The following is a 14,343-nucleotide window of genomic DNA, read 5'->3' as shown; positions in this document are numbered from 1 at the left end:
AGGTTTTTTTATTACTACCACGCTATAAGCTCTCTGGAACCCCCGGCATAGCCAGGGGTTTTCTAACACAGTAAAAACGAAAAAATACCACGGGAAACCCCGTGGTATTTTTTTATAGCTTATATTAAACTTGCGGCTCATCTGAGTAGACTTTCTTTTCCTTGTAAGTCTTGATGGTGCCTTTTTTCTTAAGTTCTTTGACCTTCCATACATACCACAGCTGTGCCGCGATGAAAATGGAAGAATAAGTACCGGCAATCAAACCAACAAGAAGCGCGAATGAGAAATTCCAGATGGATGCACTTCCGAAAATCAACAGCGCAACGACAGTTATGACAACAGTCATAATTGTGTTGACAGAGCGGCCTAGTGTCTGCCGAAGCGAAGAATTGACGACATCCGCAATTTCTTCCGGTGTCTTCAAACGTCTCTTCTTCACCATATTCTCGCGCATCCGGTCAAAAGTAACAATGGTATCGTTGATTGAATAACCAACAATCGTCAGGACGGCGGCGATGAAGGTGATATCCACCTCGAGCCTGGTCAGGCTGAATAAAACAATGATAAAGAATGCATCATGGAGCAGTGCAAGGACAGCTGCCAATGCCATGTAAATTTCAAAACGGATTGTTACATAGATAATGATCCCCACGGAAGCGATGGCAACAGCAATCATGGCGTTTTTAGCCAACTCTTTTCCGATTGTCGGCGATACAGTCCCGACATTCGGCTCTGCTCCATAAACGTCCTTAAAGTGGGATTTCAGCTCAGAAATCTCTTCCTTTGATAGAACTCCTTTGAACCTGGCCACACCGATTTCGCCGTTCTCGCCAGATATGACGATATCGTCTGTTTCCAGATCAACCTTATCCAGCTCATTTTTCACCTGCTCAGCTGTCAGCTTGCTGTCAGATAGGAGTTCCACCCTGGTCCCGCTCGCAAAATCGATCCCAAGGTTGAGTCGGAATGCGAAAAGCGCAATCAAACCTATGATGACTAATACAGCTGTAGCCGTAAAGAATTTATTCCTGTTTTTTATGAAATCAAAACGGTCGAATTTAGTTTTCAAATCCAGTGTATCCACACCTTCAGAAATATCATGGACTTCACTTCGCTTTACCCCGAACCATTGTGGTTTGTTCTTGAATAGTCCGCTGTTAACGAGCAGGCCAAGGAAAAGTCGGGCTCCGAAGACTGCGGTGATGAAGCTTGCCAGGATACTGATAATCAGCATTGTCGCAAAACCTTTTACAGAGCTTGTCCCATATGCGAACAATACGATTGCAGCAAGCAATGTTGTCAAGTTGGCATCGAATATCGTCGACAGGGAGCCTTTGCTTCCCGCTTCAAAAGCCGCTTTAATATTCCGTCCAACCTTCAATTCCTCTTTGATCCGTTCATAGGTGATGATATTGGCGTCTACAGCCATTCCCACACCAAGGATCAATGCGGCAATACCCGGAAGTGTGAGGACGCCGTGCATCCAGTCAAATACGAGCAGGATCAGGTAAACGTAGATAGATAAAGTAATAGCTGCCACTATACCAGGCAAACGATATAAAACCAGCATAAAGACGAATACAGCAAGGACACCGATGATTCCTGCGAATATTGTTTCATCCAATGCCTGTTCACCGAACTTGGCGCCTACAGATGTTGAGTATGTTTCTTTTAGATTGACCGGCAATGAGCCTGCGTTCAGCAAAGAGGCAAGCTGCTGGGCTTCTTCGATTGTGAAATTACCGGTAATTTCAACATTTTTCTGATTCAGGATTTTATCTACATTAGGATTGGAAAGGAATTTAGGATCAGGCTTCATCCTTTCTTCCTTGTAGGAATCCTTTCCTTCCTCGAAATCAAGCCAGATAATCAGTTGATTTTCAGGAGCCATATCACGAATTTGCTTCGTGATTTCACCGAACTGGTCCCCATCTTTTAAAGTGATTGAAATACTAGGTTTGTTTTGCTGGTCAAAGCTCTGCTTTGCACCGTTTTCCTCCAGGTCACTTCCATCCATCATGATGCGGTCGTTCACGTCACGGAAGGTAAGATTCGCTTCGGTAGAAAGGATTTCACGGGCTTTGTTCTGATCCTTGACACCAGCAAGCTGGACGCGGATCCGGTCATCCCCTTCTATCTGGATGTTCGGTTCACTGACACCTAGAACGTTAACCCTGCGTTCAAGTGCTTCCGCAGTACTCTTCAAGGTTTCCCGGTCAACTTTTTGTCCTTCTTTTCCATGCAGAGGCGAGACCTCATAAAGAACTTCAAAGCCTCCCTGAAGATCAAGACCAAGGTTGATATTCTTCAATATATTCTGGGTTGTTGCACCCATGGCACTTCCGATTAAAATAACCAGCAAAAAGAAGGCCAAGATGCGGCTGCGTTTAACCATTATGTATAAATCCTCCTTATTCTTCGCACAAAAACACATGCTGCCAGACAAATAAAAAAAAGACTTAATGAAAAAACTTTAACCAATTTATAGCATACTAATTATGTATCAGTTTAAAAAAACTGTCAATTAGGCTTTTTCCGTTCTCTTCATCAGGAAAGCTTTACATGAGAAGAAAAAATCGGGTTCCGTCTTTTTCTGGTTCTATTACAAACTTAATGCTACTTCAACAATTCCTTCATCTCTTCTTCGTTATCGAATGCAATATCTCCAAGTTTGAAAGCTTCAACTGTTGTGAAATTCATGACGTCACCGATTTTTGCAGATAAGATATCAGCAACAATTTCATATAGTTGGATGTCTTCTTTTGGTTTTTTCCACTTTTTCTTGGTCAGGTATGCCCATAGATCAGGTCCATTCACCTGGTCATAACCGAATATTTTGAATTCTTCGATTTTGCTTTCAAGAGCCGGCTTCACTTGCTTGTAATACCGTCCATACTGATGGCTTTTTTCCATCATCTGGCCTCCTCGTTCAAATTTTCTGGTTTAATATTTTAAGCTTGTCATGCTTTGTCCACTTTCCTGCATATAGTTAATTGTATATGAAATATGCATTTTTGAGAAGGCAGGGAGCGGAATGTCGAAGTTTTTAAAAGGAACATTTATTTTACTTATAGCCGGGCTCATCACAAGGGTCCTTGGTTTTATAAATCGAATTGTCATTGCCCGCTTTATTGGCGAAGAGGGTGTTGGCCTCTATATGATGGCCTTCCCTACCATGGTGCTCGTTGTGACGATTACCCAGCTGGGCCTCCCGGTCGCGATTTCCAAAAATGTGGCAGAAGCTGAGGCAAAGGGTGATTCCCGAAAAATCAAGAAGATTCTTGTCGTTTCTCTGGCTACGACCGTCTCACTGTCCATCTTATTTACACCTGCTCTCATCCTGCTTGCACCATACTTATCGGAAACATTGTTCACAGATCCAAGAACGCAGTGGCCGCTATTGGCGATTGCGCCGATAGTTCCGATTGTGGCCGTATCCTCCGTTCTTCGCGGCTACTTCCAGGGCCGGCAGAATATGAGGCCATCTGCCATATCCCAGGTAATCGAACAACTTGTAAGGATCACCTTGATCGCTGTTTTGACAAAAACCTTCATGCCTTATGGGATTGAATATGCTGCGGCAGGTGCCATGATCGCTTCAGTGATTGGGGAGCTAATTTCCTTGATTTATTTAATGACCACCTTTAAGCTCAGGAAAAAGTTCCGGCTGCGGAAGAATTTTTTCGGGTTTGTCCATTCTGGAAAATCGACCTTCAATGAATTAATGAGGATTGCTTTGCCAACAACCGGTTCAAGAATGATTGGCTCAGTTTCCTGGTTTTTCGAACCTATCGTAGTTGCTCACAGTCTTGCGATAGCCGGTGTGGCAGCTGTTGCTGCTACCAAACAATATGGAGCATTGACAGGTTTCGCAATGCCGCTGCTGTTATTGCCTTCCTTCATCACCTATTCTCTGTCCACATCCCTTGTTCCGGCAATCAGTGAAGCGAACTCAAAAAAGAACATGAAGGTGATTGAGCACCTCCTTCAGCAATCATTGCGCTTCTCCTTATTAACAGGCGGCCTTGCGATCGTGGTGTTATATGTACTTGCTGAGCCTTTGATGACATTAATGTACGGGAGTTCAAATGGTTCTCAATTCATCAAGCTGATGGCTCCATTCTTCCTGTTCTACTATTTCCAGGGTCCGCTGCAGGCAGCACTGCAGGCTCTTGATTTGGCAAGGGCAGCGATGATTAACAGCCTGATCGGAAACCTGGCAAAAACCGCAGTCATCTTCCTTCTGGCAAGCCAGCCTGCGTTTGGCATCAATGGAGTCGCCCTGGGAATGGTCATGGGAATCGTCCTGATTACCCTTCTCCATTTTGCGACGATGCTTAAGGCTGTTTCCTTCAGCTTTTATGTAAAAGATTATTTAAAGTTATTTACCATCATCATTCTTTCTGGCTCATTGGGTTTCCTGCTCTGGGATTGGCAGGGTGAAGAGCTGGGACTATCATTAAGAATTCTTGCCAATGCTGGAGCGGTTACAACCCTCTATTTATCACTGTCAGTTGCTCTTGGTTTAATCAGGAAAAATGAGCTTATGAAACTGCGGTCAGTCCTAATGTCTTTTTTTACAAGGACGTATAGTTAAAAAACGTGGACAATGAATCCACGTTTTTATTTATCTTTGAGATCGATATAAAATTTTCCGTTTTGGTAGCTGCAAAAAGAGATCTCGCCGGGATCTTCATACCCCTTATTCCTAAGTTTCTCCAGCATCCAGGATCTTGATTTGTCGATCATATCAAGATTATCTTCCTGAACCTCGCCATCGATGATCAGCGGCAGGGCCAGACTGCTGTTGTCCTGCTGATCATCATAATTTTTCTGGAATATAGATAGGGTACCAGACGGCTCTAATATGGCATACTCCACATCGGAAATGTCTCCAACATCTTTTTCCCGTAATTGAAGCAGCAGATCGTCAAAGTTATACCTTTGCGATCGCATTGCCTTTTCATCAATCTTCCCATTATTAATAATGATTGTCGGCTTTCCATCTACAATATCCCTGAACTTTTTGCTTTTGAGAGAAAGGAGTGCCAATGTAATCTGGATAATGACAAGAATACTGATTGGGAGAAGGGTATTAATCAACGGATCTTTCGTGTTTTCTATGGCCAGGGAAGCCATCTCAGCGATCATGATATAGACAACCAAATCAAGGATGCTCAATTCACCGATTTCCCTTTTTCCCATTAAACGAAAAATCAACAGGATTAATAAGTAAAGGAGCAATGTCCTAAAAAGGATGATGAAGTACTGTTCCACTTTTCCCCCGCCCTTCTTCTTAAAGCATTCCTCCTTAGTGTTTTATTTTCCGCTGAAAAAATACTGACAGTTTCTGCTTTTTCAACTGACTGTTAATGAAAATCTGATTCTAATTGTCCATTTACCTGAATATGCTTGTACTAGGGTTTTCCCGGTTGCAGGGGAACAGAGACTAGAGAGGAGAGGGGTTAATGGAATCGAAAAGTTTGGGCAGGGCCGTCCTTTACGGAGTGATTGCCATTTTTTTATTGGCAATCGTGAGCAGTTTTATATTTTCACTTCTGCTGAAATTCACTTCAGTCCAGGAATCATCGCTTCAATACGTGATGACATCCATCTCATTTTTATCGATTTTTATCGGGGGATTTATCACCGGCGGGAACGGCAAAGAGAAAGGGTGGATAATTGGAGGAGGAACAGGCCTGGCTTATTCCCTGATTATTTTCTTGTTTCAGTATCTGGGATATGACAGTCTATTTTCGCTGGAACAAGTCATCTACCATGTTTGTTACATCCTCACCGCGATGATGGGCGGCATACTCGGGGTGAACATCGTAGGCGGCACCTCTAAAGCATAAAAAAGAAGCGGGCAAAAGTCCGCTTCTTTTTTCGCAAGTAAAACATTTTACATTCTGAATCTGTTAAGAGCGCATCCGCTTTACATTATACGCCCGCTGATTCTTTGACGTCGCGGATTGCCGCGCGGTCATATGTAAGACGGCTTCCGTCACCACATTTGATGACAACAGTACCTTCATCAATTCCATCAACGATTCCATGCAAACCGCCGATCGTGACTACCTTATCCCCTTTTTGCAGGTCACTCTGCATTTGCTGAACCGCTTTTTGCCTCTTTTGCTGCGGGCGGATCAACAAGAAGTAAAATAATACAAACATCAGCAATAACGGGAATACTGTACCTACCAATCCTTCCATTCGTTTCCCCTCCTTTCGTGGTCAAGGCTGCCGAAGCTTTTGATGCCAGAACAGCCTCATTAAAAAGCAGTTTATTTAGAAGTTTTTGGCGTTAGGCTTATTGAAACCATACTGCTCAAAAAACTCATCTCTAAAATCCCCCAGACGGTCTTCACGAATCGCCTGTCTGACCTGCTCCATTAAGTTTATCAGAAAATGAAGATTATGATAAGAAGTAAGTCTAATTCCGAATGTTTCATCCGTTTTAATCAAATGACGGATGTATGCCCTGCTGTAATTTTTGCAAGTATAGCAGTCACAGTTCGGATCCAATGGGCCAAAATCACGCGCGAACTTGGCGTTCTTGACAACCAGCCTGCCCTCGCTTGTCATCAGCGTGCCATTCCGGGCGATACGTGTAGGCAATACGCAATCAAACATATCGATACCTCTGATGGCGCCATCAATCAAGGAATCCGGTGAGCCAACTCCCATCAGGTAGCGAGGCTTGTCGGATGGCAGCCATGGAGTGGTGAATTCTAGTACCCTGTTCATGACATCCTTCGGTTCTCCGACTGACAGGCCGCCAACTGCATAGCCAGGAAAGTCCATAGAAACCAGGTCCTTTGCACTCTGCTTCCTCAGTTCTTCGTATTCACCGCCCTGGACAATCCCGAATAATCCCTGGTCCTGCTGACGCTGATGTGCTGTCAGGCAGCGCTCGGCCCAGCGGGATGTCCTTTCGACTGACTTTTTCATATAATCATATTCCGCTGGATATGGCGGGCACTCATCAAAAGCCATCATGATATCGGATCCAAGAGCGTTCTGAATCTCCATCGCCTTTTCAGGGGAAAGAAATAGCTTGTCACCATTCAAATGGTTGCGGAAGTGGACGCCCTCTTCTTCGATTTTTCTGAACTCGCTTAAAGAGAATACCTGGAAACCACCTGAATCAGTGAGAATCGCGCGGTCCCAGTTCATGAATTTATGGAGGCCTCCAGCTTCTTTGACGATTTCATGGCCTGGTCTCAGCCAAAGATGATAGGTGTTGCTCAGGATAATCCCGGCACCCATCTGGACCAATTCCTCAGGTGACATCGTTTTGACTGTCGCCAGGGTTCCAACGGGCATGAAGACAGGGGTTTCAAAAGAGCCATGAGGTGTATGCACCCGCCCTAGCCTCGCTCCTGTCTGCTTACAAGTTTTAATTAATTCGTAACGGATTGCTGACAATGTTCAAGCTCCTTCCAGAAGTCCAAAGTTCATTTAATGTGTTTTTTACTATAGAATCAGCATCGCATCTCCGAAACTGAAAAAGCGATATTTTTCCTCAACTGCTTTATTATAGGCATTCAGGACATTTTCCCGTCCAGCCAAAGCGCTGATCAGCATGATCAGTGTAGACTTCGGCAAATGGAAATTGGTGATCATCCCATCGATAGCCTTGAATTCATAACCAGGATAGATGAAGATGCTTGTCCAGCCATTTTCAGCGACAAATTTACCATCATTCGCTGTGGCGATCGTTTCCAGTGTCCGAGTCGATGTCGTTCCCACTGTGATGATTCTGCCGCCCTGTTCACGAACTGTGTTTAAAAGCAATGCCGTACCTTCGGTTACCTGGTAAAATTCTGAGTGCATATCGTGCTCCTCGATGGAATCAACACTCACAGGCCTGAACGTTCCCAGTCCGACATGGAGAGTAATAAAAGCGATATGGACGCCCATCTCCTTGATATCTTCCAACAGGCTCTCTGTAAAATGCAAGCCTGCAGTCGGCGCCGCAGCAGATCCTCTTTCCCTTGCGTAAACCGTCTGGTACCTGTCCTTATCCTCCAGCTGCTCTTTGATATAAGGAGGAAGCGGCATTTCTCCAAGCTGTTCGAGTACTTCATAGAAAATGCCTTCATAGGAGAACTTCATGTTCCTGCCGCCATGCTCGGCTTCTCCGGTGCATACCGCTGTCAAAAGGCCGTCGCCAAAAGTGATTTTCGTGCCTTCCTTCACTCTTTTCGCCGGTTTAACAAGCGTTTCCCACTCATCATCCTCAAGCTGTTTCAGAAGCAGCACTTCAATCTTTGCTCCGGTATCCTCTTTCAAGCCAAAAAGCCTTGCAGGAAGCACCTTGGTATCATTCAGGACGAGGCAATCACCTGGCATAAGATAGTTTTTAATGTTCTTGAAAATATCATGTTCCAAGCTGCCCGTTTCTTTATTCAAAACCATCAGTCTGCTTTCCGCTCTTTGTTCAAGCGGAGTCTGGGCAATCAGTTCCTCCGGCAAATGAAAATCAAACATATCTACTTTCATGATGTCACCCTTACTAAGTTTCTATAAATTTTTAATGATCCTTGATTATCTGAATCGGCCGATCAAGTAAAAGATCGCTGATAAGATGATACTTGCCAGAATGGAAGTGACAATTGGAAAGTAAAAGGTTGTGTTTCCTTTTTTAATGACAATGTCCCCTGGCAATCTTCCTATATTGATAAACTGCATAATGAAGCCAATGATGAAGATGACTGCTCCGGCGATCATGACGAATTTCGCTGCTCCTGTCATCGTTCTGGCACCTCCATTTCAAAATGTCGGTATACAGCCTCCGTTACAATTCTTCCCCTTGGGGTCCTTTGCAAAAACCCGATCTGCAATAGGTAGGGTTCGTAAACATCTTCTATGGTCTGAGATTCTTCTCCGATCGTAGCAGAAATCGTCTCTAAACCGACCGGGCCGCCTCGGTATTTTTCAATGATGCCCTTAAGCAATTTATGGTCTATATGGTCAAGGCCCAAACGGTCGACCTGCATGAGCTCCAATGCTTCCCGGGCAAGTGTTTCCTCGACCGCACCATTGCCCCGCACCTGCGCAAAGTCACGCACACGCTTCAACAGGCGATTGGCGATCCTTGGTGTCCCCCGCGATCTTCTCGCGAGTTCCTGGGCAGCAAGCCAGTCAATTTCCGTCTCCAAAAGTTCAGCTGTCCTGACCACAATATCAGTTAGCTGTACCTCATTATAGTATTCCAAACGACTCAATACTCCAAACCTGTCTCTTAATGGTGCTGACAGAGAACCAGCACGGGTTGTCGCACCAACGAGCGTGAATGGGGGCAGATCAAGCCGGACAGAACGGGCACTCGGCCCTTTTCCGATGACGATATCAAGGCAGAAATCCTCCATTGCTGGGTAAAGCACTTCTTCAATCGTTCTCGGCAGCCTGTGAATTTCATCAATGAACAGAACATCGCCAGGTTCCAGAGCAGTCAAAATAGCCGCTAAATCACCAGGTCTTTCAATCGCCGGCCCTGAGGTTGTCCTTAGATTGACACCCATTTCATTGGCGATGATCGCTGCCAGTGTAGTCTTTCCCAGGCCGGGTGGCCCATAGAGGAGTACATGGTCAAGCGTTTCACGCCTCATTTTTGCCGCTTTAATAAACACCTCAAGATTGGCCTTCACTTTATCCTGGCCGATATATTGTCTTAGAGTCTGGGGACGCAGGCTTTGCTCAAATGAAAGATCCTGGTCGCCCGCTTCACTGGAGATGATTCGTTCTTCCATCTGTTTTCACCTCTTTATGCTGGATAATCGAACCTGCTGGTCAACTGGTCTGTTATCACTTAGTTTACTTTAAAAGCTTTTGCAATGCTTTTTTGATGTATTGGTCTGTTGTCAATTGTTCCTTTTTCAAATCTGGTGTGATTTTGCGGATTTCCTTTTCCGAGTAACCAAGTGCCTTTAATGCCAGTAGAGCTTCATCGAACTCATTGGACTGGGAAATTGTCGCAGCCACCTCATCAGCATTGAATAGATTAGGGAAGTAATCCGGTACAAGGTCATGCAATTTTCCTTTTAGATCAAGAATCATTTGTCTCGCAGTCTTCTTGCCTACTCCAGGAAACTTGACCAGGAACGATTCATCCTCATTTTCTATCGCCTGGACCACCTGGCCCGGTTCTCCCGACGCAAGGATGGCCAGTGCCCCTTTCGGCCCGATGCCGGAAACATTCAAAAGCCTGGTGAAAAGCGCCTTTTCTTCCCTGGTCTTGAATCCGTAAAGCGAAATGAGGTCTTCACGGACATAATGATATGTAAAAATACAAACCTCTTTGCCTGCTTCTTTTGTGAACACAAAAGGATTTGGCGTCATTATTTGATAGCCAATACCCCCGTTTTCAATCACTATATATTCAGGACCGACAAAATCGACGTTACCTTTTATGAATTCATACAATACTCTCGCCCCTCTGCTTTGCTGTAACTCATTTTAACATACTCTTTTTAAAGGTATGAACAAAAATATGCAAAAAGGCGAACGTATGATCATTTTATAAGAAAAGCGCAAGCGCCTTGGTCAGCCCCGACAAGCGTTGGAGGGCCGCCCGGTGAAGTCGCTCTTTGACTTCATCGGGCGGACCGAAAACGAAAAGCGGAGGCGACTGCCCAACTCCGACAAGCGCTGGAGGGCCTGACAGTGAAGTCGTTCTTTTGACTTCATTGGCAGGACCGAAGCGACTCGAGGAGTTAGGAGCCGCAGCTAGACAAACGTCTCGAGCTGCTCTAATCTACGTGGATATATTATACTTTCTTATCCAGTAATAAAATCTCTAAGAAACCTTGGAAAACGCAAATAAGAGCCAGTCATCCCGGCTCTTTAATGTAAGTCTTTCACCGTATATGGTTTAAAGGTCTCCAAGACCTCCTCATAGCATTGTTTACTGCGGATCGGAATTCCCTTTTTCAATTGATCCCGCTTGATGCTCTCAAGTCTGCCAAGGTCGATTTGGAAGAACGATTGAATAATATTCGAACCATCAGGCCTTCCATTAAAAATAGTCAGTACCCCTTCATCTGACAGGCCGAAATATCCATTTGCCTTCAGAAGCGGTGAAATATCATCAACATCCTGCCTGAATACCGCCATCTTTGCATCCATATCTACAAGCTGCCATTTATCATATTTAGCCCAAAAATCTTCTAACGACCAAACCGTCTCCACGACCTTTTCCTCACTCATTTCACCATCAAGATAGATTCTCTGCAAAATGATTGTGACCTTAAGAGGTTCATTGAATTCATGGACTGCTTCACCAGGCTTCTCAGCATGAACCTGCCCTGGGGGAAGTACTGGACCAGCCCCTGATAAACTGATTAGGAGCAATACAGCAGTGCTGAACGCTTTGATTAAATTGATTGAAGCCATTGCCGTCCACCTCTCTTATTTGCCAAAAGTGTTTAAATTCTTTTTCACTACTAGTATAGCCAATCGACTTTTAATTATCCCTTTGCTGTATTGCTTGGAATAATTGCTTTTGAATACCGTTATAGAAGGATTGGGTTGAATGAGGATGATGTTGAAAAAACTAGTGTTTGTTTGCAGATTAGCGGACATTAAGGGTAGATAAAGGCACGTCCACAAATTATCGGAGTTTAAAAGTGTTAATTATGAAGAAAAAGCAGAATTAACTTAAATTATCGGTACATTGAAGGAATATATGGAACTTTTGTGACGATAATTCGGCTCTGACTTTGTTTATCTGCACATTAATGTGATTATTGTATCGATAATTCGGCTCTGGCCTTGTTTATCTGCTCATTAATGCGATTATTGTTATGATAAATCGGCTCTGGCCTTGTTTATCTGCTCATTGATGTGATTATTGTCCAAGCTCGATCAAAAAATGTTTCTTTGAGCATAAAAATAGAAGGCAAGATCGTGATCTGCCTTCTATTATTTATCAAGGATTGATATTGATGCTTTCACGCGGATTGCCATTTTTTCGGTCATAATCAATATTCCTTGTCCTGCTGAAGGTTCCCTCATCCTCGATGATGCGAAGTTCCCTGCCTTCGGTATATGGCAGTACTGCTTTTTTAATTTTCTTATCTGTTTGTTTTTTCAGCGACTTATCCTTGTAGGATACCGCAATTTCAACTTCGCGGCCGAACATTACGGACCTCACCTTATCGACATTATCGACAGACTCTGCTGCAAGCGAGACCTTGCGTGCAAGTTTGTTATCCTGTCCGGTATTGGAATAAATACCTGCCTTGCCGCTCCCTCTGTGCTCACTTAAATGTCCATGGTAATTCAGATCTCCACGGCTGTATTTATTGTCTTTTTGAAAAAAATTATGGTCATGGTCTGAACGCGGAACGGTCGGGTTTGGAGGATTCCCATTTTCATCCCTCGACTGAAGCATCTTTCGCTTGCGATCTTCTTCAGCGGCACCTTCTTTGCCAAAATTATGGTCAAATAGCTCCGTAAGTGCCCCTTCCCTGTCATCCATTACATCGACTTCGTTTCCTTTTTCATTCGAATAATAACCAAGTGGCTGGGCCTGGTTCCTGTTCGTACTTTGAACAGATGCCTCATTATTTCCGTTGCAGGCTGTCAGACCTAACGCAAGCAGTGAGGCTAAAGGAACGAACATCATTTTCTTGTTCAAACGAATAACCCCCATCCTAGCTAAAATGAGCATTCTTCTTAATGCTCATTTATTAGAGTGCGGATGGGGATGGGTTTTCATTCTGACAGATACGTCCAAATCACTTCCAAGTATTAAGCTGGGATTTAACATCTACCTGGAATTTTTTTCTTTGCTGGAACTGGTTTATCGTCATATCAATCAGAGGAGAAAGTCTGTTTGGTGATAAATGATTTCTTTCTCTGAACATCCTGTTCCATTCCCTCAGGATATCTGCCGGGTACAATAGGCCGTATAAAAACGATTCATAACCGAGCCATTTTTTAAAATGTCCGATTTTTTTCAGAGAGTCAAATTCCCAGTCCAGAAAGGGGAGGATTCGATTGGCATACTGGAGCATATCGTACGCTCTCGGGCCCAGGCTGATCAAATCATAATCAATTAAATACAGCTTTCCCTCTTTTGATCGAAGAAAATTATGATGGGCAACATCGCCATGAAGGATTGCTGGCGGTTCTTGTTCAAGCTCTTTTTTTGAAGCATCAAAATGTGTTAACGAAACATCGGCCCAATCCAGGAGCTCATCTGTGATGGCGTTGTTCACATAAAAATGGACAGCTTGCAAATTTTTGGTGAATTCGTTCTTTCGATGATCCCATTTTCTTGCCAAATCCGCTTTAGGAAGCATCCCTGCATAGGAAGGTGCCAGCAATGAAGTATGTTCATGGAATTTATCCAGGAGCGTGATTCCTTCTTTTCTGTCCGCCTGTTCCCCATAATCAAATCGATTTTCATGATGGTCAATATACTCAATACAGCCGTAAAATAAACCCTGGAATTGAAGAGTTGTGTTCATCCTTAAAAATCTGTATGAGGAGTCAAAGCCGGTTTGCCTCAATGAGGAAGCAAATGCCTCCTGGATCTTTAATTTTCGTAAATCTTTATATCCTTTTAAAATGAGGCGGGTGTCCTCTGTTTCAACAAGATAGACATTGCCCCTCAACTGTTTCATGCCATGAATTTTGACATCCAGTTCGCTGTTGAAATAAGAGAAGAGACGATTGAAAAAATAATCGTCTCCCCCTCTCCTGATGTTAATATTCATTGCTCTCTTCGTCATTATATCTAGGCATTGGCATTCCGTATCCTCCACCCATTGGACCTGCTTCATAAGGGTTCATAAATCCCTGCGGTCCCATGCCCATTGGGTAGCCAAGGTGAGGGTACATATGCATTCCTGGTGCACCTGGATAGCCGCCGTAAGGCATCATTTGGTATGGGTTCATTCCAGGACCCATCATACCATAATGGCTGCCCATTGTGCCGCCACACCCGCAATCGCCTCCAGCAACAGCACCTGGAACTTGCTTAGGCATCATTGGAGGCTGCATCATTCCGCCGACTTGAGGTGCCATTTGATTATCCATCATTCCGCCTACATGCGGCATTTGATTATCCATCATTCCACCGACCTGCGGCATCATAGGCATTTGTCCCTGCATCATTCCGCCGACCTGCGGCATTTGGTTTTCCATCATTCCACCGACTTGTGGCATCATCGGCATTTGTCCCTGCATCATTCCGCCGACCTGCGGCATTTGGTTTTCCATCATTCCACCGACTTGTGGCATCATTGGCATTTGTCCCTGCATCATCCCGCCGACTTGCGGCATTTGGTTTTCCATCATTCCACCGACCTGCGGCATCATCGGCATCTGACC

The 14,343-nt window shown here is 44.3% G+C and carries 14 protein-coding genes and 1 pseudogene; 2 read left to right on the top strand and 13 right to left on the bottom strand.

Annotated features, from left to right (window positions below; translation table 11 throughout):
• Window positions 1-124: 124 nt before the first annotated feature.
• Both secDF and FS736_RS12685 read right to left on the bottom strand, forming a co-directional pair.
• Window positions 125-2,395 carry a protein translocase subunit SecDF gene (gene secDF / locus FS736_RS12690; protein WP_144477777.1) on the bottom strand — a complete coding sequence of 757 codons (2,271 nt, stop codon included), beginning with the start codon at window positions 2,393-2,395 and terminating at the stop codon, window positions 125-127.
• 221 nt (window positions 2,396-2,616) lie between these two features.
• On the bottom strand, window positions 2,617-2,916 hold the full coding sequence (locus FS736_RS12685) for a post-transcriptional regulator (protein ID WP_283903875.1): 300 nt from the start codon (window positions 2,914-2,916) through the stop codon (window positions 2,617-2,619).
• A 118-nt stretch (window positions 2,917-3,034) separates the two neighbouring features.
• Here FS736_RS12685 and spoVB point away from each other — a divergent pair, with 118 nt between their 5' ends.
• Complete coding sequence (gene spoVB / locus FS736_RS12680; RefSeq protein WP_144477775.1) at window positions 3,035-4,597, top strand: stage V sporulation protein B; 1,563 nt, start codon at window positions 3,035-3,037, stop codon at window positions 4,595-4,597.
• Window positions 4,598-4,623: 26 nt separating this feature from the next.
• Here spoVB and FS736_RS12675 read toward each other — a convergent pair whose 3' ends face one another.
• Window positions 4,624-5,277 carry a DUF421 domain-containing protein gene (locus FS736_RS12675; protein WP_144477773.1) on the bottom strand — a complete coding sequence of 218 codons (654 nt, stop codon included), beginning with the start codon at window positions 5,275-5,277 and terminating at the stop codon, window positions 4,624-4,626.
• A 191-nt stretch (window positions 5,278-5,468) separates the two neighbouring features.
• Between FS736_RS12675 and FS736_RS12670 the strand changes: the two genes are divergently transcribed.
• Window positions 5,469-5,855, top strand: a complete 387-nt coding sequence (locus FS736_RS12670; RefSeq protein ID WP_144477771.1) for a TIGR04086 family membrane protein — start codon at window positions 5,469-5,471, stop codon at window positions 5,853-5,855.
• A gap of 85 nt (window positions 5,856-5,940) precedes the next feature.
• On the opposite strand, the gene yajC is transcribed toward FS736_RS12670, so the two are convergent.
• The 10 genes and pseudogenes from yajC to FS736_RS24330 all read right to left on the bottom strand — a co-directional run.
• Entirely contained in the window at window positions 5,941-6,213 is a 273-nt protein-coding gene (gene yajC, locus FS736_RS12665) for a preprotein translocase subunit YajC (RefSeq protein WP_144477769.1), read from the bottom strand.
• Between the two features lie 75 nt (window positions 6,214-6,288).
• A complete protein-coding gene (gene tgt / locus FS736_RS12660) occupies window positions 6,289-7,428 on the bottom strand; it encodes a tRNA guanosine(34) transglycosylase Tgt (protein ID WP_144477767.1) in 1,140 nt (379 codons plus the stop codon).
• Between the two features lie 48 nt (window positions 7,429-7,476).
• Window positions 7,477-8,505 carry a tRNA preQ1(34) S-adenosylmethionine ribosyltransferase-isomerase QueA gene (queA, locus tag FS736_RS12655; protein ID WP_144477765.1) on the bottom strand — a complete coding sequence of 343 codons (1,029 nt, stop codon included), beginning with the start codon at window positions 8,503-8,505 and terminating at the stop codon, window positions 7,477-7,479.
• Window positions 8,506-8,550: 45 nt separating this feature from the next.
• Window positions 8,551-8,757, bottom strand: coding sequence for a DUF2905 domain-containing protein (locus tag FS736_RS12650; protein WP_144477763.1), 207 nt, complete (start codon window positions 8,755-8,757; stop codon window positions 8,551-8,553).
• Window positions 8,754-9,755 carry a Holliday junction branch migration DNA helicase RuvB gene (gene ruvB, locus FS736_RS12645; protein WP_144477761.1) on the bottom strand — a complete coding sequence of 334 codons (1,002 nt, stop codon included), beginning with the start codon at window positions 9,753-9,755 and terminating at the stop codon, window positions 8,754-8,756. Before ruvB ends, FS736_RS12650 begins: the two co-directional genes overlap by 4 nt.
• Window positions 9,756-9,819: 64 nt before the next feature.
• A complete protein-coding gene (gene ruvA / locus FS736_RS12640) occupies window positions 9,820-10,428 on the bottom strand; it encodes a Holliday junction branch migration protein RuvA (RefSeq protein WP_144477759.1) in 609 nt (202 codons plus the stop codon).
• 420 nt (window positions 10,429-10,848) lie between these two features.
• A complete protein-coding gene (locus tag FS736_RS12635) occupies window positions 10,849-11,379 on the bottom strand; it encodes a BofC C-terminal domain-containing protein (protein WP_395883516.1) in 531 nt (176 codons plus the stop codon).
• A 553-nt stretch (window positions 11,380-11,932) separates the two neighbouring features.
• Window positions 11,933-12,643, bottom strand: coding sequence for a YhcN/YlaJ family sporulation lipoprotein (locus FS736_RS12630; RefSeq protein ID WP_186326772.1), 711 nt, complete (start codon window positions 12,641-12,643; stop codon window positions 11,933-11,935).
• A 100-nt stretch (window positions 12,644-12,743) separates the two neighbouring features.
• Window positions 12,744-13,727 (bottom strand): aminoglycoside phosphotransferase family protein, encoded by a 984-nt coding sequence (locus tag FS736_RS12625; protein ID WP_186326771.1) that lies wholly within the window; start codon window positions 13,725-13,727, stop codon window positions 12,744-12,746.
• A pseudogene (locus FS736_RS24330) lies at window positions 13,717-14,343 on the bottom strand (hypothetical protein); the annotation flags it as partial. The gene FS736_RS12625 and the pseudogene FS736_RS24330, both read right to left, overlap by 11 nt.

This window comes from Cytobacillus oceanisediminis 2691 (assembly GCF_007678455.1).
Classification (GTDB): Bacteria; Bacillota; Bacilli; order Bacillales; family Cytobacillaceae; genus Mesobacillus; species Mesobacillus oceanisediminis_A.
Note: the sequence above shows the minus strand (reverse complement) of the source record. Positions and strands in the feature narration are given on the sequence as shown.

Excerpts from the sequence above, each read along its gene's own strand:
- FS736_RS12670 (WP_144477771.1), top strand. The coding sequence starts at position 5,469 with ATGGAATCGAAAAGTTTGGGCAGGGCCGTCCTTTACGGAGTGATTGCC.
- ruvB (WP_144477761.1), bottom strand. The coding sequence starts at position 9,755 with ATGGAAGAACGAATCATCTCCAGTGAAGCGGGCGACCAGGATCTTTCA.
- secDF (WP_144477777.1), bottom strand. The coding sequence starts at position 2,395 with ATGGTTAAACGCAGCCGCATCTTGGCCTTCTTTTTGCTGGTTATTTTA.
- spoVB (WP_144477775.1), top strand. The coding sequence starts at position 3,035 with ATGTCGAAGTTTTTAAAAGGAACATTTATTTTACTTATAGCCGGGCTC.
- FS736_RS12685 (WP_283903875.1), bottom strand. The coding sequence starts at position 2,916 with ATGATGGAAAAAAGCCATCAGTATGGACGGTATTACAAGCAAGTGAAG.
- queA (WP_144477765.1), bottom strand. The coding sequence starts at position 8,505 with ATGAAAGTAGATATGTTTGATTTTCATTTGCCGGAGGAACTGATTGCC.
- FS736_RS12625 (WP_186326771.1), bottom strand. The coding sequence starts at position 13,727 with ATGAATATTAACATCAGGAGAGGGGGAGACGATTATTTTTTCAATCGT.
- yajC (WP_144477769.1), bottom strand. The coding sequence starts at position 6,213 with ATGGAAGGATTGGTAGGTACAGTATTCCCGTTATTGCTGATGTTTGTA.
- FS736_RS12650 (WP_144477763.1), bottom strand. The coding sequence starts at position 8,757 with ATGACAGGAGCAGCGAAATTCGTCATGATCGCCGGAGCAGTCATCTTC.